Source organism: Flavobacterium phragmitis, assembly GCF_900112575.1.
GTDB classification, from domain to species: domain Bacteria; phylum Bacteroidota; class Bacteroidia; order Flavobacteriales; family Flavobacteriaceae; genus Flavobacterium; species Flavobacterium phragmitis.
On record NZ_FOMH01000003.1, the window covers coordinates 191,384 to 216,302 of the forward strand.

General features: G+C 33.2%; 19 protein-coding genes, 1 other RNA gene and 1 pseudogene. 14 read left to right on the plus strand and 7 right to left on the minus strand.

Going from position 1 to position 24,919, the window contains the following annotated elements; genetic code table 11:
- Positions 1-26 precede the first annotated feature (26 nt).
- Together BM289_RS06455 and mnmD are read right to left on the minus strand one after the other, a co-directional pair.
- Positions 27-224, minus strand: a complete 198-nt coding sequence (locus BM289_RS06455; RefSeq protein WP_073416676.1) for a hypothetical protein — start codon at positions 222-224, stop codon at positions 27-29.
- A 166-nt stretch (positions 225-390) separates the two neighbouring features.
- Positions 391-1,053 (minus strand): tRNA (5-methylaminomethyl-2-thiouridine)(34)-methyltransferase MnmC2, encoded by a 663-nt coding sequence (mnmD, locus tag BM289_RS06460; protein WP_091491837.1) that lies wholly within the window; start codon positions 1,051-1,053, stop codon positions 391-393.
- A 306-nt stretch (positions 1,054-1,359) separates the two neighbouring features.
- On the opposite strand from mnmD, the gene BM289_RS06465 reads away from it, so the two are divergent.
- On the plus strand, positions 1,360-2,430 hold the full coding sequence (locus tag BM289_RS06465; protein ID WP_091492315.1) for a branched-chain amino acid aminotransferase: 1,071 nt from the start codon (positions 1,360-1,362) through the stop codon (positions 2,428-2,430).
- 210 nt (positions 2,431-2,640) lie between these two features.
- Here the strand turns inward: BM289_RS06465 and BM289_RS06470 are convergent, their stop codons facing one another.
- Positions 2,641-3,021 carry a pyrophosphohydrolase domain-containing protein gene (locus BM289_RS06470; protein WP_091491839.1) on the minus strand — a complete coding sequence of 127 codons (381 nt, stop codon included), beginning with the start codon at positions 3,019-3,021 and terminating at the stop codon, positions 2,641-2,643.
- A 453-nt stretch (positions 3,022-3,474) separates the two neighbouring features.
- Here BM289_RS06470 and BM289_RS06480 point away from each other — a divergent pair, with 453 nt between their 5' ends.
- The 4 genes from BM289_RS06480 (at position 3,475) to BM289_RS06495 (ending at position 6,212) form a co-directional block, all read left to right on the plus strand.
- Positions 3,475-4,656 (plus strand): SRPBCC family protein, encoded by a 1,182-nt coding sequence (locus tag BM289_RS06480; RefSeq protein WP_091491842.1) that lies wholly within the window; start codon positions 3,475-3,477, stop codon positions 4,654-4,656.
- Between the two features lie 72 nt (positions 4,657-4,728).
- On the plus strand, positions 4,729-5,271 hold the full coding sequence (locus tag BM289_RS06485) for an RNA polymerase sigma factor (protein ID WP_091491843.1): 543 nt from the start codon (positions 4,729-4,731) through the stop codon (positions 5,269-5,271).
- A gap of 33 nt (positions 5,272-5,304) precedes the next feature.
- Complete coding sequence (locus BM289_RS06490) at positions 5,305-5,724, plus strand: hypothetical protein (protein ID WP_091491845.1); 420 nt, start codon at positions 5,305-5,307, stop codon at positions 5,722-5,724.
- A 29-nt stretch (positions 5,725-5,753) separates the two neighbouring features.
- Entirely contained in the window at positions 5,754-6,212 is a 459-nt protein-coding gene (locus BM289_RS06495) for a sensor of ECF-type sigma factor (RefSeq protein ID WP_091491847.1), read from the plus strand.
- A gap of 73 nt (positions 6,213-6,285) precedes the next feature.
- On the opposite strand, the gene BM289_RS06500 is transcribed toward BM289_RS06495, so the two are convergent.
- On the minus strand, positions 6,286-7,347 hold the full coding sequence (locus tag BM289_RS06500; protein ID WP_091491848.1) for a WD40/YVTN/BNR-like repeat-containing protein: 1,062 nt from the start codon (positions 7,345-7,347) through the stop codon (positions 6,286-6,288).
- Between the two features lie 238 nt (positions 7,348-7,585).
- Here BM289_RS06500 and BM289_RS06505 point away from each other — a divergent pair, with 238 nt between their 5' ends.
- The 3 genes and pseudogenes from BM289_RS06505 to BM289_RS06515 all read left to right on the plus strand — a co-directional run bounded on the left by BM289_RS06505 (position 7,586) and on the right by BM289_RS06515 (position 12,987).
- Entirely contained in the window at positions 7,586-8,920 is a 1,335-nt protein-coding gene (locus BM289_RS06505) for a hypothetical protein (protein WP_091491850.1), read from the plus strand.
- Positions 8,921-9,051: 131 nt separating this feature from the next.
- Positions 9,052-11,016: pseudogene (locus BM289_RS06510) on the plus strand (KUP/HAK/KT family potassium transporter); the annotation flags it as partial.
- Between the two features lie 756 nt (positions 11,017-11,772).
- Positions 11,773-12,987: an RsmB/NOP family class I SAM-dependent RNA methyltransferase gene (locus BM289_RS06515; protein ID WP_091491852.1), complete on the plus strand. Its 1,215-nt coding sequence runs from the start codon at positions 11,773-11,775 to the stop codon at positions 12,985-12,987.
- 108 nt (positions 12,988-13,095) lie between these two features.
- Here the strand turns inward: BM289_RS06515 and BM289_RS06520 are convergent, their stop codons facing one another.
- Together BM289_RS06520 and BM289_RS06525 are read right to left on the minus strand one after the other, a co-directional pair.
- Entirely contained in the window at positions 13,096-14,139 is a 1,044-nt protein-coding gene (locus tag BM289_RS06520) for an AMP-binding protein (protein WP_091491853.1), read from the minus strand.
- Between the two features lie 3 nt (positions 14,140-14,142).
- Positions 14,143-15,075: a CPBP family intramembrane glutamic endopeptidase gene (locus BM289_RS06525; RefSeq protein ID WP_091491855.1), complete on the minus strand. Its 933-nt coding sequence runs from the start codon at positions 15,073-15,075 to the stop codon at positions 14,143-14,145.
- Between the two features lie 115 nt (positions 15,076-15,190).
- Between BM289_RS06525 and arsC the strand changes: the two genes are divergently transcribed.
- The 3 genes from arsC to fumC all read left to right on the plus strand — a co-directional run bounded on the left by arsC (position 15,191) and on the right by fumC (position 20,264).
- Complete coding sequence (gene arsC, locus BM289_RS06530; RefSeq protein WP_091491856.1) at positions 15,191-15,535, plus strand: arsenate reductase (glutaredoxin); 345 nt, start codon at positions 15,191-15,193, stop codon at positions 15,533-15,535.
- 91 nt (positions 15,536-15,626) lie between these two features.
- Positions 15,627-18,095, plus strand: a complete 2,469-nt coding sequence (locus BM289_RS06535) for a TonB-dependent receptor (protein WP_091491858.1) — start codon at positions 15,627-15,629, stop codon at positions 18,093-18,095.
- Between the two features lie 783 nt (positions 18,096-18,878).
- Entirely contained in the window at positions 18,879-20,264 is a 1,386-nt protein-coding gene (gene fumC, locus BM289_RS06545; RefSeq protein WP_091491860.1) for a class II fumarate hydratase, read from the plus strand.
- 133 nt (positions 20,265-20,397) lie between these two features.
- Here fumC and BM289_RS06550 read toward each other — a convergent pair whose 3' ends face one another.
- Positions 20,398-21,609, minus strand: coding sequence for an NAD(P)-dependent oxidoreductase (locus BM289_RS06550; protein WP_091491861.1), 1,212 nt, complete (start codon positions 21,607-21,609; stop codon positions 20,398-20,400).
- 241 nt (positions 21,610-21,850) lie between these two features.
- Here BM289_RS06550 and BM289_RS06555 point away from each other — a divergent pair, with 241 nt between their 5' ends.
- From BM289_RS06555 to BM289_RS06565, 3 genes are all read left to right on the plus strand, one after another.
- A complete protein-coding gene (locus BM289_RS06555) occupies positions 21,851-23,053 on the plus strand; it encodes a serine hydrolase domain-containing protein (RefSeq protein ID WP_091491863.1) in 1,203 nt (400 codons plus the stop codon).
- Positions 23,054-23,120: 67 nt separating this feature from the next.
- Positions 23,121-23,518: a transfer-messenger RNA gene (ssrA, locus tag BM289_RS06560) on the plus strand.
- Between the two features lie 197 nt (positions 23,519-23,715).
- Positions 23,716-24,918 (plus strand): glycoside hydrolase family 88 protein, encoded by a 1,203-nt coding sequence (locus BM289_RS06565; protein ID WP_091491865.1) that lies wholly within the window; start codon positions 23,716-23,718, stop codon positions 24,916-24,918.
- Position 24,919 lies beyond the last annotated feature (1 nt).

The window sequence follows — 24,919 nt, forward strand, 5'->3', positions numbered from 1 at the left end:
AAGGAGCCAAATTGGCTCCTTTTCTTTTATACTTTAATTAGTTGTAGACTTGGTTTTAATTCTGGCTTTTCAATTATAAAATTCAACAGCCATTCTTGTAATTGTTCCATTTCGTATGGTAACAGTGTTTTGATAGCTTTTTCTAGCTCTTTGCAGAAAAGCACCGGATCGAAACTTACTCTTTCAAGTATTGATTTCGTGTAATCGAACATCATTTTTGACATAATAAAACAAGATTTTTGGGGGTTATCTCTATTTTTAAACTCGCACCAAATTTAAACATTAATCATATATAAAATCTCTTTTTAACTATTTTTTTTCAAAACTTTAGCAACGAATACGTTTTCTTAAAATAAATAAATCAATATAGAATCGTTCTAAACAATTCATTTAAATCTTTTTAAAGGCTCGAAACATTTCTCTTTTGCCTGGAGGCCCTGCTAACTTTTCTACAGTAAACCCAACTTCAATCATGCTTCTTTTAACAACTCCGCGAGCAGCGTAAGTAACAAGAACTCCGTTTGGTTTTAAACTATTGTACATTTTTTGAAAAATCTCGGTACTCCAAAGCTCAGGTTGCACTCTGTATCCAAAGGCGTCAAAGTAAATTAAATCAAAAATTTCAAAATCGTTTATTTCGTGAAAAAATTGTTTTCTTTTAGTTAATAAGAACTGGTCGCAAATTTCCACTTTTTCGTTCCATACACTTTTATGCATTTTCTCGAAAATGTTCTCAAATTCCAATGCGTCGAGTTCTTTCGCATAATTCATTTCTAAAATCTCATCGGCATCGACAGGATAAGCTTCTACCCCAACATAATCAATATTCTGTCCTTTTCTAATCGATTCTAAAAAAGTAATAAAAGCATTTAATCCAGTTCCAAAACCAATTTCCAATACACTAACAGATTTATCAAATAATGACAAACCATTTTTTATAAATACATGTTTCGCTTCCTGAATTGCACCATGTTTAGAATGGTAACACTCGTCCCATTCTGGCAAACGAATTGTAGTTGAGCCGTCTAGCGTTTTAATTATTTCTCTTTTCACTTTTTCGAAATTTATAATAGCTTTTTATTGATTTTCAAGCCATTTTAATATTCAAAATTAATCAAAACTAATGCGTAAAGCCTTAAAAATCGATACTTTTTTCATAAATTATTTATAAAAACCAATCAAATATTTGAGTTTATTATAAGATAAACAAATCTCAATTAAAACCAGTAAATAATGAATTTTCACTAAGCATTTTACATATTTTTACGTAATTTTGCATTCAATAAATTCTATTTCACATGATATCATCACTTTAGATTTCCTACAGTGAAAAATATCTCGCAAAAAACTTACAGAACTATGAGTACAACTCAAACAAGCAAAATTGAAATCATAAAAGCTACTTCTACAAAAATCAATGAAGTAGATTTTGACAACTTAAGTTTTGGTGCTGTATTTACAGACCATTTATTCGAATGCGATTTTAAAAACGGGCAATGGCAAAATCCTGTCATTAAACCTTATGCTCCTATTTTGATGGATCCATCTTCAAAAGTCTTCCATTACGGTCAAGCTATTTTTGAAGGAATGAAAGCTTATAAAGATGACAATAATGATGTTTGGTTGTTTAGACCAGATGAAAACTACAAACGTTTTAATAGTTCTGCAGTGAGAATGGCAATGCCAGAAATTCCTGAAGCTATTTTTATGGACGGTTTGAACGAGTTATTAAAATTAGACAAAGACTGGATTCAAAGAGGAAATGGTGCAAGTATGTACATTCGCCCTTTTATGATTGCTACAGGCCCTGGAGTTATAGCAAATCCATCTGACGAATATAAATTCATGATTTTACTTTCTCCTGCAAAAGCATATTATGGCGGTGAAGTAAAAGTAATTATTGCTGAACACTACAGTAGAGCTGCAAATGGTGGAATTGGTGCTGCAAAAGCGGCCGGAAACTATGCTGCTCAATTTTACCCAACTAACTTGGCAAACAAAGACGGTTTCCAACAAGTTATCTGGACTGATGATGCGACGCACACAAAATTAGAAGAAGCGGGAACAATGAACGTTTTCTTCAGAATTAATGATACTTTATTAACAGCTCCAACAAGCGAAAGAATTTTAGATGGTGTTACCAGAAAAAGTTTAATTACAATGGCTGAAAAAGAAGGATTAAAAGTAGAAGTTCGCCCAGTAATTGTTTCAGAACTAGTAGAAGCAGCTAAAAACGGATCTTTGAAAGAAATCTTCGGAGCAGGAACTGCTGCAGTAATTAGCGTTATCAAAGGATTCTCTTATAAAGATGAATACTTCGAAATGGCTCCAATCGAAAATTCTTATGCTTCTTTCTTAAAAGAAAAACTAACAAGTCTTCAAAACAAACTTTCTGAAGATACTTACGGATGGACAGTTAAGGTACAATAGTCCAAAACCATATAAAAAGAGAAACCCGATAAATTTATTTTTATCGGGTTTTTTATTTGAACTTAAAAACATAGATTTTTGCTTAAAAAAAAAATCAAAAAACATACTTCTAACACAAGGCTATGTGCATGTATGTAAGTGAAACGCCATTTTTTCGGCTGTCTAAAACTATGTTTCTATGTGTTTAAAAGCATTTAACCTTATTTCTTTTTAGAATAATTTCGAAAAATCTGGTTTAAAATAATTCGGCCCTTTCATTACTTTACCGTCTTCACGATAAATCGGCTGGCCATCTTCACCCAATTTACTCATATTGCTGCGCTGAATTTCATCAAAAACAGCTTCGATTTTATCTTGTAAACCATGTTCAATAATGGTACCACATAAAATATACATCATATCGCCAAGAGCATCTGCAATTTCAACTAAATCATTATTTTGAACCGCCTCATAATATTCTTCATTTTCTTCCTTCATTAAATTATAACGAAGTAATTTTTTCTCAGCTCCTAAATCGGCAGTTGGAGTTGTACTGTGCCCAATTTTAAAAGCAGTGTGAAATTCTGTTACGGCGTCAAGTTGTTTTTTCATATAGTAGTTTTCTTTTTTTGGCTAATTTAAATCACTTCTTCATAAAATTAAAATAAAATTGAATTAAATCGAAAGGTAACGTAACAGCAAATCGCATTCAATTCTCTAAATTTGCCAAAAATAATTTTAAAGCTATGTTTAGTCAGGGACAAATACTATTTGGAGTGTGTTTTTTTATTGCATTTGTAATCGTTATGATATTTGCGTATCGAAAAGATCTCGCACTGCATAAAATTTTTTACAAAGGAAATTATAAAGTATTACTTGTGTTTTTGCTGTTTATAGCTATTTTGTTTTTAATCAAAATCTTTTTTAAAAGATAATTATTTTTTGAGCGCAAAAGAGTCATTTCAGAATTAAAAATTCATCTGAATAAAATAAAACCTAATAATTTTTGGTTATTAGTAAGACTCATGATAAATTTATAACTTTACGAAATCAAACAACCTACCAATGAAAATTCTTAAGTATTTATTTCTTTTTGCGTTATTAAGTCTTGTTGCCCTAACTGTTTTTGTAGCCACACAAAAAGGAATCTTTGATGTAGAGAGAAGTAAAGTAATTAACTCACCACGCGCAACGGTTTACAGTTATCTTAATGACTTCAGAAATTATGAAGATTTTGAATCTTGGTCGGTTGAAGATCCTTCCATAAAAATGACTTTCCCAAATAAAACAAGTGGAAATGGCGCTTCTTTTTATTGGGATGGAGCTGATGGCAAAGGAAATGCAATCACTCTTAAAACAAAAGAAGGCGAAAGTATTGAACAAAAAATGCAATATGATGGTACTGAAGCCGATGTTTCTTGGACTTTAAAAGACACTTTAAACGGAAAAACCAAAGTGACCTGGAAAGCCAAAGGAACAATGAGTTTTCTTTTTAAAATATACACTGCTTTACACGGAGGTTCTAATAAAGTTATCGGAACTATCTATGAAAAAAGTTTAGCCAATATTGACAAAAACCTTGATTATGAAACCAAAACTTATGCAATCAAAGTGGATGGTTTAGTAAAAAAAACAGAGATCCCTTACATTCGCCAAACTTTTACAAGCGAAATAGAAAAGGTAAGCAAAAATGCCCGAATTGTAATTCCAAAACTTATTCATTTTAGTGAAACAAACGGATTATCTGCAAGCGGAAAACCTTTCATTATTTACCATACTTACGATACTAAAACTGGCTTAGCCAAAATATCAATCTGTTTACCAATCAATAAAGAAATCTCTATCAGTTCTGGAAGCGATATTTTATCTGGAAAATTAAACGGATTTGACGCAGTAAAAACGACACTTACAGGCGATTACTCTCATAGAAATGAAGCTATTGCCAAAACAACAGCTTTTATAAACAACGGAAAAATTACGCCACAACTAAGCTGGTCACATCTTGAAGTATTGACTTTAAGCAGACTGGATGTAAAAGGCTCTTCTAAATTGGAAACGGAAATTTATTTTCCAATCATACCCAAAGTAGAACCAGTAGTTGCCCAGCCTGTTTATTCATCAGAAACGCAGACTCAGGAACAAGAACCAACACAAACACAACCGGTGGTAAAACGCAAACCTACCGCTACCCCTGCACCTGCTACCACAACACCTCCTGCGCAAGAAGAAGAACAATCTGAATTTTAATGTTTCAAGGACAATTAAACCTTTTGTTTTAAATTCAGTCTTACTTATATTAAAGTTTACAAAACAAAAAGTTTGATAGACGAGAAGGAATTTATAAAACAATTATTAAACCCTGAAACGCAGAACACAGCGTTTCAAAAACTCTTGTCCGATTATCAGAGGCCTCTGTATTCTCATATTCGAAACATTGTTTTGAATCATGACGATGCCGATGATGTTTTGCAGAATACTTTTGTAAAAGTCTTTCAATATCTTAAAAACTTTAAAGGCGAAAGTAAACTTTTCTCCTGGATGTATCGTATTGCCACAAACGAAGCTTTGACTTTTTTATCTCAAAAGGCAAAATTAAGCGGGATTTCATCAGAAGATTTGCAGAATAAAACCATCGATAATCTAAAAGCAGACCTTTATTTTGATGGGGATGAAATTCAAATCAAACTTCAAAAAGCAATTGTAACACTTCCAGAAAAACAGCAATTAGTTTTCAAAATGAAATATTTTGAGGAATTAAAATATGAAGAAATAGCAGAAATCTTAGGAACATCTGTTGGAGCCCTTAAGGCATCTTATCATCATGCAGTAAAAAAAATTGAATTATATGTTACATCAAATTAAACCTTTTGTAACTAAAACTATCTTATAGGTATTATGAAAACATTTAAATTAGAAAACGAACCCAAAATAAAATCTGGATTTAAAACTCCAGAACATTATTTTGATAATTTTCCAGAAAAAGTTTTACAGCAATTAAACGAAAAAGAGGTTAAAGTAATTCCGTTTTACAAACGTAAAAAAGTACTTTCTTTAGCCGCAGCAGCAGTTATTGGTCTAGCTCTTATGATTCCGATTGTGAACAATTACAGAGCAACATCAAACGACCTTGATGAGGCAGCTTTAGAAACTTATTTATCCTATCAGTCTAATCTGACTCAATATGACCTTATTCAGAAATTAGATGACAGCGATATTGAAAAATTAAATAATGATATTACTCTTGAAGATGAAACTATAGAAGATATTTTATCTTCAAGTCCGAATATAGAACACTTAATTTCAGAACAGAACTAAACTTAGACTTAACTCAACTTTACTTTAAAATGAAAATAAAAAATATTTTACCGCTCCTGCTCTTTCTGACCAGTTTTTCCTTTTTTGCTCAAAATGGAAAAATCGATGAAAAACGTGAAAAAATCAAAGCTTTTAAAGTTTCATTTTTAACAACAGAATTAGAATTAACTTCAACTGAAGCCGAAAAATTCTGGCCAATATATAATGCTTACGATGACAAACAATTTGACCTGAAGCATTTAAAAATGAAAACCTACATCCGGAAATTAAATGATGACAACATCAATAATCTTTCTGAAAAAGACGCTGTAACGTTATTATCTCAAATTGAAAGCACAGATAAAGAATTGTATGTACTTCGTGAAAAATACATGGCGAGTTTGAAGAAGATACTTTCGGCAAAAAAAATATTAAAGCTTAAAAAATCTGAAGACGATTTCAATCGAAAATTACTGCAGCAATATCGAGATAAAGCCGGCAAAGATTAAATTTAATAAAGAAACAACAGCGATAAGAACCCTATATAATAACACTTACTTTATTATTTAGGGTTCTTATTTTTTATTTAAAGTTCAGTCGAACTACTTTATTGTGCCCCGCTGCAATTGCAGTATTTCTATTTATAAAACGAATTGTAAAAAGTTTTGCGTCGGTAGATAACTGCATCCAGTTTTCGCCACCATTTTGAGAATATTGTATTCCTTCAGAGCCAACACAAATAATTTCTTTTCCATTTCCCCCGGGAACATATTGTACACAAGACGCATAGCCAAATCCCATATTCTGGCCAATCAATTCCCAAGTTTTACCACCATCTTTAGTAAAGGCCTTATTATCAGTTTTATTGTTTGGAAAGTCATAATCTCCTCCTGCAATAAAACCTTGTTTAGAATCATAAAAATCGGCTGTAAAAATACCGGTCATTTCTTTTCCTTGCACAATTGGCGTTTCTACTACTTTCCAAGTTTTTGCTTTATCAGGAGAATAAAAAACACGCGCTTTTTTTCCGCCAGAAACCAACCATGTATCATTTCCTTTTATAACAATATTAGTATTACTTGCTGCAAAAGCTCCTTCGCCAACAGCATTTGTAGGCAATTTGTCTGATAATAGCTTCGTCCAAGTTTCACCTCCGTCACGAGTTACAATAACCGAAAAAGTGTCTTCTGTTGGATCACCAATTGCAATTCCTTCTTTGTCATTCCAAAACTGCATGCTATCGTAAAACACTTTCGGATTCACTTCTTTATATACTAATTTAACTTTATTGTCTTTTTTGGAAACAGCATAAAGCAAAGCGGGATTAGCTACGCTAAGCAGAAAAATATCTTTGGAAGTCTGTGCGATACTTCTAAATTCCAATTTTAAAGTATCACGGTAAATATGCTCTTCAAATTTTTCATTTTTAGTTAAATCATAATAACCGAAACGAGAATTATCAGCTCCATACCAAATTTTATTTTTATCTACCAAGATGGCTCTAATGCTAATTCTATCTTTAAATAAAGTATCTACAGTCATTGATGTAAAACCGCTGTTATAAGCAACTTTAGTTTTAGAATTAAATGTTCCAAAAGACATCAATAAAATAAAAATACTGCAAAATAAAACTAGTTTTTTCATAAGGAATTTAAATTTGGTTAACGCTAAAATACGATTATTTATAACATCTCAAATAGGTTTAGCTCATTTTCAAGAAATAATACGTCCATACTTTTATGCAAACGATTACATTTAGAAAGCAACAAACAAAACACATCTAGTTGATAAACAAACAATTACACCCACATCATTTAACAAATAAATTTATGGCACAGTAATTGGATATCTTGAAGTACAAACAATTTAATATGATTTAGTCATGAAAACGAAATTACTTTTAATAGCGATCACAGCGATAGTTTTTGGTTCTTGTGCGGCACAGAGTCAAACTACAGTTTACGCAAAAAATTCAGATATAAGCGATAATTTAGATTTAAGAGCCGTTGCTTCCATGTTTGGAGAATCTGCAAACCTTCAAGATTTTGAAAGAAGATTAAATGATCCTAAATATCAAATTTCAAACCTTGATCTTAATGGCGATGATGAAGTAGATTACCTTCGTGTAATCGAAAGTGTAGAAGACAGAACTCACGTAGTAATCATTCAAGCTGTTTTAGACCGTGATGTGTATCAAGACGTTGCAACTATTGACGTGGAAAGAGACAATTACAACAAAATAAGCGTACAGATTGTAGGTAACTCTTATTTATATGGAGCAAATTACATTTACGAGCCTGTTTACAGTGTTGCTCCTGTAATTTATACTTCTTTCTGGGTTACTAATTACAGACCTTACTATTCAACATGGTATTGGGGTTATTACCCAACTTATTATACAGCGTGGAGACCTTACCCAGTTTACAGATACAGAAACAATGTAAATGTTTGCATCAATGTTCATAACAGCTACAACTATGTAAATGTGAGAAGAAGTTATAGAGCTCCTGTAATTTACGAAACAAGACGTACGTATGGATACGAAAGAATGAGACCAAACTACAGCTTTGCCGAAAGACATTCTAATGTAAGCAATAGATATGATTTAGACCAAAGACGTATATCAAGTAGAGAAGCCAACAGAAACAGTTATAATACTAATAGAGGAAATACAGCAAGACCTATATCTTCTGACAACAGAATTTCAAATAGAAATTATGCTGAAAACAGAAACACAACAGGCAGAACTTCTGTAGACAGAAACAATGGAACATACAACTCTACTAACAGAACTGCAAATAGAAACACAGAAGGAACTGTAAATAGAGACTATTCTAACAGAGGAAACAATAGTGCAAGAGTTGAAAATACTCCAAGAGCAGAATCTAGAAACAACAATTTTGGAATGACTTCAAGAGGAAATTCTGAAAATAGAGGAAACTCTAATCGTGATATGTCTACTCAGAGATCAGAAAATTCTAGAAACTATTCTCAGAACAGAAGTAGCAACATACCATCTGCCCCAGTTCAAAGAGCTGAAGCACCAAGAAGTAATTCTGAAAACAGATCTAATTCCAACAGAGAATATTCGGCTAGACCAGCGCAAAGTCAACAGCGCTCAGAATCTCCAAGAGTAAGTCAAGAATCTCGTGGAGGAGGACAATCTCAAAGAGAAAGTGGCTCAAACTCTAGAGGCGGTGGAGGAAGAAGAGGTTAAGAATCTTTCAATTTACATATAGATTTAAAAGCACAATTTTAGGATTGTGCTTTTTTTTATCTTTTTAATTATAATAGCGGCTAATTTGTTTTAAAACAGTAAATTTGCAACCGTCTTTTATAAAAATATACATGAGCGCATCGCATAAAAACTTACATAGTAAGTTGTCTATTGGGGGTTTATTGATTACTTTAGGGATTATTTATGGAGATATTGGAACCTCTCCATTGTACGTAATGAAGGCTATTCTAGGCGATCACACCATAAATGCCGATATTGTTTTAGGAGGTATTTCTTGTGTTTTTTGGACGCTCACATTACAAACTACAATTAAATATGTACTTATTACTTTAAGTGCAGACAACCACGGCGAAGGAGGAATTTTCGCACTTTATGCATTAGTCAAGAAAACAAAAATTCAATGGCTCATTGTACCCGCCATTATTGGAGGAAGCGCCCTGCTAGCTGACGGAATTATAACACCGCCCATTTCGATTTCATCTGCTGTAGAAGGAATTAGAGCATTCTATCCGACAATGCAGACACAAACAATCGTATACATTGTAATTTCTATCCTATTTGTTTTATTTACAATTCAGCAATTTGGGACAAAACTAGTTGGTAAATTCTTTGCACCAATGATGTTGATTTGGTTTGCTATGCTTGGAACCTTAGGAACAATTCAAGTGTTGAATTACCCAGAGGTAATTAAAGCGATAAATCCATATTACGCATACCATTTATTATCTATACATCCTGATGGTTTCTTTGTTCTTGGTTTTGTATTTTTATGTACAACTGGGGCTGAAGCTTTATACTCAGACATGGGACACTGTGGTAGAAAAAACATCCGTATCAGCTGGATGTTTGTAAAAGCTACTCTGGTTTTAAACTATTTTGGACAGGCTGCTTATTTAATTCACCACGAAGGGAGCACTTTGCAGCAATTAGGAGGAGAAAACGGAAATCCATTTTACTTGATTATGCCACATTGGTTTTTACCATTCGGAATTGTAGTGGCAACTTTAGCAGCCGTGATTGCATCTCAGGCATTAATCAGCGGTTCGTTTACTTTGATCAATGAAGCAATGCGTCTTAATTTCTGGCCTAAAGTAAAAATCAAATATCCTACAGAAGTGAAAGGTCAATTGTACATTCCATCAATTAACTGGTTGTTATTTTTTGGTTGTGTTGGAATTGTTTTACACTTCGAAAAATCAGGAAACATGGAACATGCTTATGGTCTTGCGATTATTCTCTGCATGATTATGACGACTATTTTATTGAATTATTACTTAATCATGAAACGAGTGAAATTGTATTTCATGGTTCCGTTAATTACAATTTATTTATTGATTGAATTCAGTTTCCTTTTTGCTAATATCACCAAATTTGCCGAAGGTGGTTATGTTACACTGATTATTGCAAGTATGCTGATTTCTGTGATGACCATTTGGTATTTAGCGAAGAAAATCAATAAAAACTATACAAAAGTTGTTAAAGTTGACGATTACAAACAAGTCTTAGTAGAATTGAGCCAAGATTTATCTATTCCAAAATATGCAACGCATTTAGTTTATATGACTAATGCTAATCGTGTTGATGAATTGGAGGAAAAAATCATTTATTCTATTCTTCAAAAGCGTCCAAAAAGAGCAGATATTTATTGGTTTGTTCACGTTAACATTTTGACTGAACCTTATAAAACACAATATAAAGTAACTGAAATCGCTAAAGATGACATTTACAGAATTGACTTTAATCTAGGTTTTAGAGAACCAACCAAAATCAATTTGATGTTTAGAGAAGTTATCAAAGACATGGTAAAACGTGGCGAAGTAGATATTACCAGCCGTTACGAATCTTTAAACAAAAACAATATTATTGGAGACTTCAAATTTGTATTGTCTGAAAAATTCTTATCCAATGATAATGATCTAAGATGGCATGAGAATATTATCATGAACTCTTACTTCTTCATTAAAAAACTGAGTTTGTCTGAAGAAAGAGCTTTTGGTCTAGACAGTAGCTCAGTTAAAATAGAGAAATTCCCAATGGTGCTTCATGCCCCAGAAAATATTGGACTGACTAGAATAATTGTAAAAAAGGAGAATGAACCAAACGACGATTATCAGAAAAGCGCAGAAAGCAATATTGATAACAAAAAAGATATCAAAAACATTGATAGCGAAGAAAAATTTCCAAATAGTAAATCTAATGTTGAAGGTTTTTATACTAAAGAGTATTTTGATGAAAGATATTCAGAAGAAATCATTGACAAAGAAATGCTAGATGGAGCTTTGAAAATGATTGAAAGCTATTTTATTGATAATAAAATAGAGAGAAAAATCGAGCAACCTATCAATCATCCTTTAAATCTTGATCAAGCTGAATATTCTAAAGGATCTCCATTACCTTTTATATTATATTGTCAAGCTCTTGGTTTTGATGAAACGAATGTAACCTTAATGTTTTCATTTGCCATTAGTGATTATCTAATAAAAAATTACAACTTTAAATTATATAAAGATCACACCCCTGAATTCCCTTTACGAGGAATGACTCTAAAATACGATCATAATGGTTATGTTTTATCTCTTTATCCATATGAATATTCTCAAAAAGTAGTACAAGAGAATTCTAGGTTTGAAGATTTAATTACGAGAATAGAAACGAATATTGCTAATGCTCCAAATATTGATGATTTTATAAAATAAAAATCATATAAAATATGCAAAAAACACTCTTGGCTTAGAGTGTTTTTTCTTTTAATGAGAATCAGAAATAAGATTCAGTATTAAAAATTTAACTTTCAATCAATTAATAGTACCTTTGCACTTCAAATAAATAAAATGAGATTACACAGAAATTTAGTTTATACGACAATCGATTCTTTGAACGCTATTTTCAACGAAGGAGAATATGCAGACAAAGTGGTAGCCAGAGCCTTAAAAAAAGACAAACGTTGGGGAAGTTCTGACCGTAAATTTGTTGCTGAAACCATATACGAAATTGTTCGCTGGAAACGTTTATATGCCGAAATTGCTGAAGTAAAAGAACCTTACGACAGAGATAATTTATGGAGAATGTTTGCTGTTTGGGCAGTTCTTCGCGGTTATCCAATTCCGGATTGGAGACAATTGGAAGGAACTCCTGAAAGAAAAATCAAAGGCCGTTTTGACGAATTGTCTAAAAACAGAGCACTTAAAGAATCTATTCCAGATTGGATGGATGAATTAGGAGTAAAAGAATTAGGTGAAAAAGTGTGGGCAAAAGAAATTGCCGCACAGAATCAGCCAGCAAAAGTGATTCTTAGAACTAATACTTTAAAAGGAACTAAAGAAAGCCTTCGAAATACTTTAATGGATTTAAATATTGAAACAGAATATTTAAAAGACCAGCCAGAAGCTCTTGTTTTAAAAGAAAGAGCAAATGTGTTTTTAACCGATGCTTTCAAACAAGGTTTATTTGAAGTTCAAGATGCAAACTCACAACTTGTCGCAGGATTTCTGGACGTAAAACCAGGAATGCGTGTGGTAGATACTTGTGCTGGTGCTGGTGGAAAAACATTGCACATGGCTTCTTTAATGGAAAACAAAGGACAGCTGATTGCAATGGATTTGTACGAAAGTAAATTAAAGCAATTAAAACTAAGAGCTAAAAGAAACGGCGCTTTCAATATTGAATACCGTATTATCGACAGCACTAAAGTGATTAAAAAACTACACGAAAAAGCTGATCGTGTTTTAATCGATGCACCTTGTAGCGGATTAGGAGTTTTAAAAAGAAATCCAGATTCTAAATGGAAATTACAGCCTGAATTTATTGACAACATTCGTAAAGTTCAGAGTGAAGTTTTAGAAAGTTATTCTAAAATTGTAAAACCGGGAGGCAAATTAGTTTACGCTACTTGTTCTGTATTGCCATCAGAAAATCAAGAGCAGGTGGAGAAATTCTTAAAAACAGAAATCGGAAAACAATTTACTTTCATTGAAGATCGTAAAATGCTGGCTTCAGAATCTGGTTTTGACGGATTCTACATGGCTTTACTGGAACGTAAAAAATAAATTCCAATACTCAAATTCCAAATTCCAATTTGCTTTGGAATAACTCAATACTAAAAATCCAAATTCCAATTTTAAACTTGGAATTTGGATTTTTTAATTTTTGGAATTTTACTCTTGCAGAGTTGGTTTACGAAGTAACTTTCCGTTTTCGTTTTCCTTGAATTTCGCAACAAAAACTATTTCTTTTGGCTTTTCATATTTTCCTAAAACATCAAAAAAATCTGGAGCAAATTCTTGTTTTTCTCCTTCAATAACCAGCACTAATTTTTCTCCTAAAGTAGTATCCGGAAGCCCTGTCACAAAAAATCTATTATTGATTTTTCCAACCAATTTAGCTTCAATCTGTTCCGGAATCAGCTTTACTCCTCCACTATTAATTACATTATCAATCCTCCCTAAAAAGATAAACTGCTGCTCATTTAATAATTCTACCAAATCATTAGTCACAATTGGTTCGTCTGAAATTGTTGAAACATGAATGACTAAACATTGACGATCATCCTGCGAGATTTTAACATTCGGCAAAATAGAAAAAACAGAATCACCTAAACGTTTAGCTGCTATATGTGTTATTGTTTCGGTCATTCCGTAAGTTTCGTAGATTTCCGTTTTTAATGGTAAAAGTTTTTCTTCTAGAGAAGAATCCAATTTTGCACCACCAATAATCAATTTACGAACATTTGAAAGTTCCTCAATTGAATTTTGAACCTGAAGCGGTACCATGGCAACAAAATCATAAACCGTAGAGTTTAACGCTAAAGGATGTAGACTCGGAGAAACTATATCTAATTCTAATCCTAAAATTAAGCTTCGAACCAGCATCATTTTTCCGGCAATAAATTGCGTTGGAAGGCATAACAAAGCTTTATCTCCTGGTTTTAAATCGAAAAAATCTCCTGTTGCTAAAGCAGACTGTATCATAGCCTGTTTTTCTAAACGAACCAATTTCGGAAGTCCCGTAGTTCCCGAAGTTGTCATTTCTATATAATCTTTTTTATCAAACCAATCCAAAAAGAACTCGCCTATTGACTGCTCATAAGCATCTCCTTCCTTGATATAACTGTATGCAACACGGCATAAATCTTTTGCATTTAAATGGTAGCCGTTTAGCTTAAAATAATTATGAACTTTATGTTGCGTTAAATTTTGCATATTTTACTGTTTTACTTCGACATCTTGAATATCTCCTGTTAATCTTTCTTTCCAATTCGTCCAGCCGTATTTTTTACTAAAGATAAAAAGTAAAATAGGATAAATCACTACAACTGGCAGAATAACATCTATACCCGCTGAAGGTTCTGAAAGATCTTTAAATATAGAATGCGTTTGAAAAACGGACCAATCGGAAGTTACTAATAAAGCTCCAATCAGGTTATTAGAAGCATGAAAACCAAGTGCCAGCTCCATTCCTTCATCCATTAAGGTAATCACTCCTAAGAACAAACCTGTTCCTATATAGTAAATCATAATGATGTTTCCCATTTTAACTACCTCTGGATTTGCCCAGTGCATCGACCCAAAAATAACCGAAGTCATCAAAAGTGGAAACCATCTGTTGCGAGCTAAATTCGCAAATCCCTGCATCAAATAACCTCTAAAAACATATTCTTCAGTACTTGTCTGAATTGGAATTAAAATTGTCCCTAAAACAACTAAAATCAAAAAGGGAAGTAACTTAAAATTCAATACAAAATGTTCAGGAGATCTTAGATAAACAAACAAAAAACTCAACACTGAAAATATTGACCATATAAAAAAAGAGAAACTAATTCTTTTCCAATCTACTTTTGATCTAGAAGTAGTGACTGATAATAAAGTTTGATGATGAATATATTTTACGACAAAATAAATTCCTGCAAGGGCAAAAATAAAAGAAATCATAACCAAAAAAAGTGTGGTATTAGACTCAAACATTTTCATTACCCCTTGATCTGTAGTTGGAAAAGCTTTTTTTTCAACAACTGTTTTATAAAATACAGCTACTGTAAGTGGAATTTGTCCAACAAAGGAAGCTGCAATAATAAAAACAGAACCTAAAAGATATTTCCAAAACTTATTTTCAGGTTTAATTCCTTGCTCTAAAAACATAAATCTTAAATTTAAAAAAATGAGAATTCAAATTCGATAAGTTAATCTTACATTTGATATTGCTAAAATACCTCTTTTTTATTTTACGAATATTTGAACGATTAAATATAACAAAATGATACAAATCTATCACAATCCGCGATGCGGAAAATCAAGAACCTGCCTTGCTTTTATAGAACAAACCAATCAAGAATTTGAAATTATTCCTTACTTAACCCAAACACCTTCTTTTGACGAATTAAAAGCACTATTGAAACAGCTTAATCTTGAACCTCTTCAATTGGTCAGAACCAAAGAAAAAATCTGGATCGAAAATTTTAAAGGCAAAACTTTAAGCGATGATCAAATCATAAATGCGATGGTCGAAAACCCAATTTTAATCGAACGCCCAATTGTAGTAAAAGATGGAAAAGCCATTATTGGCAGAGATCCAGATCTAGTTGCTACTTTTTTAGATTGATTCTAAAATAGACTCTTAACATTTTTTTGTGAGTTCCTTCTTTAAACCAAAAACTACATTTGCCGTCTAAAGAAAAAAGAAACCAGAAAAGATGAAGAAAATCAAATTTGCTGTATTACTTGTATTCTTGTTTACAAGTTTTTACAACTACTCACAACAAGGACCAGGAGGCAGACCTAAAGTAAAAGTCACTGGAAAAGTCTTGGAGAAAGTGAGTAAACAACCATTGGAATATGCCACAATTTCGATTACTGCACCAAATGACACAAAAGTTATTGCGGGCGGTATCACTAATCCTAAAGGAGAATTTGAGGTCGCGGTTGCACCAGGGACTTATGATATTAAAGTGGAATTTATTTCATTTAAATCAACTGAAATCAAACAAAAAAGCATCAAAGAAGATACCAATCTTGGTATCGTTAATTTATCGGAAGATGCTGCACAGTTAAACGAAGTTGTAGTTCGCGCTGAAAAATCGACTGTAGAAATCAAATTAGATAAAAAAGTCTATAATGTTGGTCAAGACATGATTGTAAAAGGCGGAAGCGTAAGTGATGTCTTAGACAACGTACCTTCAGTTTCTGTTGATACAGAAGGAAATGTAAGTTTGAGAGGAAGTGACAACATCCGTATTTTAATCGACGGAAGACCTTCGCAGGCCATCAATGTAGCAGAAGCCCTAAGACAACTTCCTGCAGATGCCATTGATAAAGTAGAAGTTATTACAAACCCATCTGCTCGTTATGACGCTGAAGGTGGATCTGGAATCATCAATATTATCCTTAAAAAAGGTAAAAACCAAGGTTTTAATGGTACTTTCATAGCCTCGGCAGGTATACCTGAAACATACGGTTTAAGTGCCAATGTGAATTATAAAACTGAAAAATTAAACTATTTCACAACAGCCGGTTATAACCATAGAACTAATGAAGGCGGCGGTTTGACCAATACTTCATACTTTAATAATAATGGTTCTCCAAAAGGTTATTTAGATGAAGACCGTGATACAAAAAGAGTAAGAGATGGTTTTAACGGAAGAGCTGGAGTTGAGTGGACACTAACTCCATCAACATTTTGGACAAATGCCATCAATTACCAAAAAAACACAGGTGAGGACACTGATTTAATTAATTATAATAATTTTGACGCAGCTCACAATTTTACAGGAAGCACTTATCGTTTAAACAATGCTGATACTGGAAGCGAAAATGTTGAATTCACTTCTAATTTAATCAAAAACTTTAACGACAAAGGCCATAAACTTACTGCCGACTTTTCTATTTCAAGAAATACAGATGACAGTAATAGCACCATTACTGCTTCTCCTAACTTTAATACAACTTTAAACGATCAGGTACAAAAACAAGTTTTACTGCAGGCTGATTATGTTCTTCCATTAGGAAAAGGCGGTCAGTTTGAAGCTGGTTACAAAGGAAGTTTTGGAGATTTAAACAATGAATATTTTGTAACAGAGAATGGTGGTGCAAAAGATCCTAATTTATCTAATACACTAGAATACAAAGAAAATATTAATGCCCTTTATACTCAGTATGGCTTTAAAGTAAATAAATTCTCTTACCTATTTGGTTTACGTTGGGAAGACACTAACATTCAGGTAAATCTATTAGAAACAAACGATTTTAATACTAAAAAATACAACAATCTGTTTCCAAGTGCTTTTATCAGCTACGAAATTTCAGATCAAAGTAATTTTACTGCAAGCTACAGTAAACGTCTAACAAGACCTAGAGGACGTTTTATGAACCCAGCGGTAAATTACTCTTCTAACGTAAATATTTTTCAAGGAAATCCAGATTTAGATCCTTCTTTAACTGATAAATATGATATTGGCTATATCAAAAGATGGGAAAAAGTAACTTTTAATACTTCTGCATATTTTGAAGACACCAAAGATGTTTTTAGCTTTGTTAGAACTCCAAACGGCCAGTTCGTAAATGGAATTCCTGTTATTTTGAGCAGACCTATCAACCTAGGAAAAGAGCAGAAATTCGGTTTTGAATTTACTATAAACTATACCCCGTTTAAATGGTGGAAAGTAAATACCAATTTCAACCTTTATAATGTACAAACAACTGGAGAGAACACTTACATTGATTTTAATAACAATGAAGTGGTACAAAATCTTGATAATAAAGCCAATACTTGGTTTGCAAGAATCAACTCTAAACTTACCTTACCATACAAAATCGATTGGCAATTAAACGGTACTTACAACGCGGAGCAAAAAACGGCTCAGGGTAAAAGCTTAGATCAATTTGCAATGAACACTGCTTTCAGTAAAGATATTTTAAAAGACAAAGCGACTATTGCATTCAATATTAGCGACATTTTCAACTCCAGAATCATGAGATCGTACACGTACCTTAAAAATGATACAACAGGAGAAAGCCAGCAATCATACGGTGAAATGCAGTTCCGCAAACGTCAATTTAATCTATCATTCACATACCGTTTCAACAAACCTAAAGGAGAAAGAGACAAGAACGCACAACCAAGAAATGATGGTGGCGGAGATGGCGGTGGAGATTTCCCTGGATAACAATAGTTAAACTCCAATATTAAAAATTCCAAATTCCAACTTTACAATTGGAGTTTGGAATTTCTTTTTGGAATTTGTATTAATTCGAATTTCATGTTTATTGACATAAAAAAAAGAACCTTTTGGGTTCTTTTTTTATGACATCAATCTAAAATTAAATAGATTGTTCTTCTTGTCTTCTTTTAGCTCTCTTTTCTTTGAACATTTCCCAGCTAGCTCCCGTAACCCAATAAGATACGAAACCAACCAAGAAAAACATTAACCAAAACCCTATAGTTAGTATGGTTAAGAAAAGTAAAAAGCCTAAGTACTGTGAAAATTCAAACATGTTTTCCGGAATTTTTGAATGTTACGACAAATGTAGCGTATATATTTTTTCTCAGCAATAAAATCTAAATCAATTTTCGTTAAATAACATTTATATGTATATTTATACTCATTTTAAATAAGGATTTTTTTTTGAATTTTATTGAACTGTCTAAATTTAGAATAATCATGAGTATTTTCAGGAGCTGTTTCCCGCTATCCGCTACACACGAGCGATAGCGAACTGACGAAGTAATCTTTTATGTTTTTAAAGAAAAAACATAAAAGGATTTTCACTACTATCGGGGCTAGTTTTCGTTTTCAAAAGAAATTTAATGCTAAAAAAAATCCGTTTCAATCCGCGTTTTTACGAAGTAAATCTGCTTTATCAGCGTTCCATTAACTTCAACAAATCACATCTAAACACTTGACAACGAATATCATATTTACATTTACAAACAACATATTTACAACAAAATGAAATACAGAATAGAAAAAGACACCATGGGCGAAGTTCAAGTCCCAGCCGATAAATATTGGGGTGCACAGACAGAACGTTCTAGAAACAATTTTAAAATCGGGCCATCGGCTTCAATGCCGAAAGAAATTATAGAAGGTTTTGCTTATCTGAAAAAAGCGGCTGCTTATGCCAATTATGATTTAGGCGTTTTACCAATAGAAAAAAGAGATGCTATTGGAGCTGTCTGCGACGAAATTCTGGAAGGAAAACTAGACGATCAATTTCCATTAGTAATCTGGCAGACCGGTTCCGGTACGCAAAGCAACATGAATGTGAATGAAGTAATTGCTAACCGTGCACAAGTACTTAAAGGTTTTGAAATTGGCGAAGGCGAACAATTCATCAAAGCCAATGATGATGTGAACAAATCACAATCATCCAATGATACTTTCCCAACTGGAATGCATATTGCCGCTTATAAAATGGTAGTCGAAACCACAATTCCTGGTATAGAAAAACTACACGCAACATTAGCAAAAAAAGCAGCTGAATACAAAGATGTTGTAAAAATTGGGCGTACGCATTTAATGGATGCAACTCCCCTAACGCTCGGACAAGAAATTTCTGGTTATGCAGCACAATTAGCTTTTGGATTAAAAGCTTTGAAAAACACTTTAGTACATTTAGCTGAAATTGCTTTAGGAGGAACAGCTGTTGGAACAGGATTAAACACTCCAAAAGGATATGATGTAAAAGTCGCAGAATATATCGCAAAATTTACCAACCATCCTTTTGTAACTGCCGAAAATAAGTTTGAAGCACTTGCAGCACACGATGCCATTGTAGAAACACACGGAGCTTTAAAACAATTGGCTGTTTCTTTAAATAAAATTGCAAACGATGTTAGAATGCTCGCTTCAGGACCTCGTTCTGGAATTGGAGAAATTCATATTCCCGAAAACGAGCCGGGTTCTTCTATCATGCCAGGAAAAGTAAATCCGACACAATGTGAAGCTTTAACGATGGTTTGCGCACAAGTAATTGGAAACGATATGGCAATTGCTGTTGGCGGGATGCAGGGACATTATGAACTGAATGTTTTTAAACCTGTAATGGCGGCTAACTTTTTACAATCGGCACAATTATTAGGTGATGCTTGTGTTTCTTTTGACGAGCACTGTGCCCAAGGAATCGAACCAAATCATAAACGAATCAAAGAATTAGTTGATAACTCATTGATGCTGGTTACAGCTTTAAATACTAAAATCGGGTATTACAAAGCGGCAGAAATTGCACAAACTGCACATAAAAACGGAACTACTCTAAAAGAAGAAGCTGTTCGTTTAGGTTATGTAACTCCTGAAGATTTTGATGCTTGGGTGAAACCGGAGGATATGGTTTGATTTGATTTGAAGTTATCCGTCATAAGTTAAGAGTTAAAAGTTTTGCTCTTGAAAATAAAAAGAGTGGTCAAACATAAAATATTTGACCACTCTTACTATTAATGATTAATTATCAACCCATAACTCATAACCCCTAACTTACTTTCCCCCCATCTACATAATCCTGCAAATAGCTGAATCGTTCTGTTAGTTTTCCGTTTTCTGTTATTTTGGCGCGTTTTAGGATTCCATCTTTATCCCCATTGAAGAAAGCTGGAATTACATATTCCATAAATTGTTCGCCGAAACCTTCACTTGCATCTTTTGGAATTTCGCAAGGCAAATTATCTACTGCCATAACAGCAACTGCTGCAGGATGAAAGAAATCTACTTCCCTATCTTCCAACGGAAAATACCCATACAAAGGCTCCGCAATTGTTGATGAACGAACAGTTGACGCAATCGGGCCATTTACATCACAAGAAATATCTGCCACCACTTTTAATTTACAATCGCTCGCATTTAGCATTTCTTTAGTTAAAATCATTGGCGCATTGCTGGCATAAAAATGTCCCGCAAAATAAATATCTGAAACTTTAGTGAATCGTTCAAAATCAGATTCGTATTCTTCTGGATTTTGTACAAAATCATTAAAATCTAAAACCTGCCCATCTTTTCTTTTGTTGTATTCTAAAACATCAAGTTGTACATAAACTGCCTGCGCATAGGTTTTAGTTAAATAATTATCTATTGTAATTTCTTTTACTTTAATGGCATCCAAAATTTCTTTTACACCGCTTCCAACCTTTCCAGTTCCTGTAACCACAAATTTCAAAGCCGGCATCGTAATGCGTTTTAAATGCTTTATCAAATCTTCTTTTCCTGAAAGTGTTTCTGCTTTTGGCAGTTTAAACAATTCAAATTTAATTCCGAACGCACGAATTCCGTTATAAACACCAACCATTCCCGCGTATCGACCAAAACCAATTAAACGACGGTCATGTTCATCTACAATAGTTTCGTGATCGTACAAATCAATTTTTTTCTCTAAAATAGCCTGTAGCAGTTTTCTATTATGAGGCTGTTTTTTAATAGTATGGGAGAAAAAGAAATAAGCTTTGTTTGGAATCAGATTCTCTACAGGAACTTCTTTCACACCAAATAAAACATCGCAATCAGAAACATCATCAGTAACCAAAATTCCCATGTTTTTATAATCATCATCAGAAAAAATTCTAATATCAGAACTTTCTACTTTTACAGCTGCTTCATGATAAAGCTGCTTTAATTTTGTTAATTCATTTGGAGAAAATACAACTCTTCTATCCGGCGGATTTTTTCTTTCTTTTATGATTCCAAATTTCATTTAAAACTGATTTTAGATATTTAATAATATAACTTTTTATAGTATTTTTGTTTCAAATATAACAAATTTAGTTAAAATTTTGTTTCTAAAATTCTATTTAAAATGTTTTAAAACCGTTAAAAGCTGAAAAACAAACAACTGTATTTTATGATTCTTAAAAAAAAGTTAAAAAACACAAATTAAAGCCTCAGAATTGAGAAAACAACAAAATTGAATTCGATATATTTGTTTTTAAAGAACGATGCAAATGATTTTCCTTAAAAAAACAAAGATACCACAAATACTTTTCTCTGTACTAGTTTTGAGTTCATGTGGTCAAAACAAAAAAACAGATACAGTTACTACCAATACAGTCGAAGATACCTTACCTAAAATGAAGCCGTTAGGTGCAGAACCAAAAGTTTCTCAAGCCTATAAGAACTCGGTGGTTGGAAGAATAAATCACTTTTACAATAAAAACTGGCCTAATAATAATATGAATGGAAGCTTCTTAGTTGCCAAAAATGGTCAGATACTTTTTGAACGCTACAATGGTTTTGCTAATAAAAATGAAGGGACTAAAATAACACCCGAAACACCTGTACAAATAGCTTCAGTAAGCAAAGTATTGACCGCAACAGCCGTTTTAAAATTGGTTAATGCAGGAAAAATTGATTTAGATCAAAAGGTTAATACTATTTTGAAAACATTCCCATATGAAGAATGCACCATCAGAATGCTTCTCGATCACCGTACTGGAATGCGTAATTATGCTTATTTTACAGATAGAGACAAATCTATTTGGGATCGTCACAATCAGTTGACGAATAAAGATATTCTGGATATTCTGGCAACAAAAGATATTGGTTTAGAATCCAGAACCGGAACACGTTTCAGCTATTGCAATACCAACTATGCGATGCTGGCGCTTATTATCGAAAAAATCACTGGTTTAAGTTATAAAGAAGCCATGTCCGAAATGATTTTCAAACCTTTGGGAATGAAAAACACTTATGTTTTTGACGATGACAAAGACAGAAAAAAAATCGTTCCTTCTTATAAAGGGAACGGTGTCGAAATTGGTTTTGATTATTTGGATAATGTATATGGAGACAAAAACGTTTTTTCTACAGCACGAGATCTTTTAAAATTTGACCGTGCAAGACAATCTCCAGACTTTTTAAAACCTGAATTACTGAAACAAGTTTACACTGGTTACAGCAACGAAAGAAAAGGAACTAAAAATTACGGTCTAGGAATCCGAATGATCAATTGGGAAACGGGACAGAATTTCTATTTCCATAACGGCTGGTGGCATGGCAATACTTCATCTTATATCACTTTAATGAACGAAGGCGTTACGATAATTGCACTTTCGAACAAGATGACCAGAAACACTTATGCGGTTCGTAAACTGGCTCCAATCTTTGGAGATTACCCTTTTAACTTTAAAGAAGAAGAATAACAAAATTTTTCTGAAAATTTTAGCAGAAAGTAATTTCAAATACTCTAAATTTGCAGACTTATTTTTTGGGGTCGACTGGTTTTGACAGCAAGTCGAATTGAACAGTAAGCACGTCGAGCATTGAGACCTTGCTCGTAAATATAAGATCTCAAACTTTTACACGGCGAAAATAATTACGCTTTAGCTGCTTAATCCGAATCATAGTAAGATTGCGCCACGTCTCTACAAGGTAGGGAAGCTGGATTCTCCTGGAAAGCCTTGGTTTGTGGCGTTCCGTTCAGGGGAACCGTAAAAATAAACCTAGATATCCATGAGCTTCGGGTGGATTTCGAAATTTAAGAAGATAAGTGTTGGGTGGTTGTTTCTGGCCTAGCTCAACATCGAAAATTCAATCAGGAAATAAGCGTGTAGAAAGCTCTTTAGTTGCTTGTTTGGACCCGGGTTCGATTCCCGGCGACTCCACAAAAAAGCCTGTAAACTTTGTGTTTACAGGCTTTTTGTTTTTTTATTACCATTATTGTTATGATATTATTTCTTATGTTTTTTTCAATTTTGGACAAATTCAAAACATTTATATTAAAAACTGAAATACAATTTTCGTAGTCCCTTTTAATTTCGCTTTAGATATTCAATATAAAAGAATATAATAAACCGATTAAACTATGAAAAAAACCTTCAGCTTATTTCTAGCTCTTTCTGCAATTACTTTAAGTTCTTATGCAAAACCCAATCAAGGAGATTCAACTTACGATTGGTTTAAGAAAACAACAGAAGTAATTCATTTTCAATTAAGCAAAGCAGCCCAAACCTATAAACCCGGAAAAAATCCTCGTTCTGTATACCCAAACGGAACGGTAAGACTAGCAGGTCTAACAGACTGGACAACTGGTTTCTTCCCCGGAAGTCTTTGGTATGGATATGAACTCACAGGCGACAAAAAGTTAGCAGAAGACGCTAAAAAATTCACATTGGCTCTTGATTCTATCCGTAATATAAAAAACACACATGATGTTGGTTTCATGTTGTATTGCTCTTATGGAAATGCCTACAGAATTACAGGAGATAAAACTTACCTGCCTGCACTGAGTGATGGAGTTGCAAACCTGTACGCCAGATTTAATCCTAAAATTGGAGTGATTCGCTCCTGGGATTTTCCATGGTGGCATTATCCTGTAATTATTGACAATATGATGAATCTCGAATATCTCTATTGGGGAACAAAACAATTCAACAAACCAGAATATACTAATGCTGCAGACACTCATGCCTTGACAACCATGAAAAATCACTTCAGAAAAGACTTTAGTTCTTACCATGTTGTTGACTATGATCCTGCAACTGGAAAAGTTTTACGTAAAGCTACACATCAGGGATTAACAGACGAATCAGCATGGGCGCGTGGTCAGGCTTGGGGGCTATACGGATATACGGTATGTTATGAAAACAGCAAAAACCCAAAGTTTTTAAAACAAGCTGAAAATATTGCGAAGTTCATTATGAACAATCCCAAAACACCTAAAGATAAAATACCTGTATGGGATTACGATGTACACAATGCCTTAGAGACTGATGAACTTGCTCCAAGAGATGCTTCGGCTGCTGCAGTAATAGCATCTGCTTTATTGGAATTGAGCACACAAGTAAAAGACGGTCAAAAATATGTTGCTTATGCCGAAGAAATATTAAAATCTTTATCATCAGATGCCTATTTGGCTAAGCCAGATGAAAATAGTTACTTTTTACTTAAACATAGCGTAGGTGCTTTTTTATACAATTCTGAAATTGATACTCCGCTTGATTATGCTGATTATTATTATCTAGAAGCCTTAAAAAGATATGCAGAAATCAAAAAAATTCAACTTTAAA

Excerpts from the sequence above, each read along its gene's own strand:
- BM289_RS06455 (WP_073416676.1), bottom strand. The coding sequence starts at position 224 with ATGTCAAAAATGATGTTCGATTACACGAAATCAATACTTGAAAGAGTA.
- BM289_RS06465 (WP_091492315.1), top strand. The coding sequence starts at position 1,360 with ATGAGTACAACTCAAACAAGCAAAATTGAAATCATAAAAGCTACTTCT.
- BM289_RS06470 (WP_091491839.1), bottom strand. The coding sequence starts at position 3,021 with ATGAAAAAACAACTTGACGCCGTAACAGAATTTCACACTGCTTTTAAA.
- BM289_RS06480 (WP_091491842.1), top strand. The coding sequence starts at position 3,475 with ATGAAAATTCTTAAGTATTTATTTCTTTTTGCGTTATTAAGTCTTGTT.
- BM289_RS06490 (WP_091491845.1), top strand. The coding sequence starts at position 5,305 with ATGAAAACATTTAAATTAGAAAACGAACCCAAAATAAAATCTGGATTT.
- BM289_RS06495 (WP_091491847.1), top strand. The coding sequence starts at position 5,754 with ATGAAAATAAAAAATATTTTACCGCTCCTGCTCTTTCTGACCAGTTTT.
- BM289_RS06500 (WP_091491848.1), bottom strand. The coding sequence starts at position 7,347 with ATGAAAAAACTAGTTTTATTTTGCAGTATTTTTATTTTATTGATGTCT.
- BM289_RS06505 (WP_091491850.1), top strand. The coding sequence starts at position 7,586 with ATGAAAACGAAATTACTTTTAATAGCGATCACAGCGATAGTTTTTGGT.
- BM289_RS06515 (WP_091491852.1), top strand. The coding sequence starts at position 11,773 with ATGAGATTACACAGAAATTTAGTTTATACGACAATCGATTCTTTGAAC.
- BM289_RS06520 (WP_091491853.1), bottom strand. The coding sequence starts at position 14,139 with ATGCAAAATTTAACGCAACATAAAGTTCATAATTATTTTAAGCTAAAC.
- BM289_RS06525 (WP_091491855.1), bottom strand. The coding sequence starts at position 15,075 with ATGTTTTTAGAGCAAGGAATTAAACCTGAAAATAAGTTTTGGAAATAT.
- arsC (WP_091491856.1), top strand. The coding sequence starts at position 15,191 with ATGATACAAATCTATCACAATCCGCGATGCGGAAAATCAAGAACCTGC.
- BM289_RS06535 (WP_091491858.1), top strand. The coding sequence starts at position 15,627 with ATGAAGAAAATCAAATTTGCTGTATTACTTGTATTCTTGTTTACAAGT.
- fumC (WP_091491860.1), top strand. The coding sequence starts at position 18,879 with ATGAAATACAGAATAGAAAAAGACACCATGGGCGAAGTTCAAGTCCCA.
- BM289_RS06550 (WP_091491861.1), bottom strand. The coding sequence starts at position 21,609 with ATGAAATTTGGAATCATAAAAGAAAGAAAAAATCCGCCGGATAGAAGA.
- BM289_RS06555 (WP_091491863.1), top strand. The coding sequence starts at position 21,851 with ATGCAAATGATTTTCCTTAAAAAAACAAAGATACCACAAATACTTTTC.
- BM289_RS06565 (WP_091491865.1), top strand. The coding sequence starts at position 23,716 with ATGAAAAAAACCTTCAGCTTATTTCTAGCTCTTTCTGCAATTACTTTA.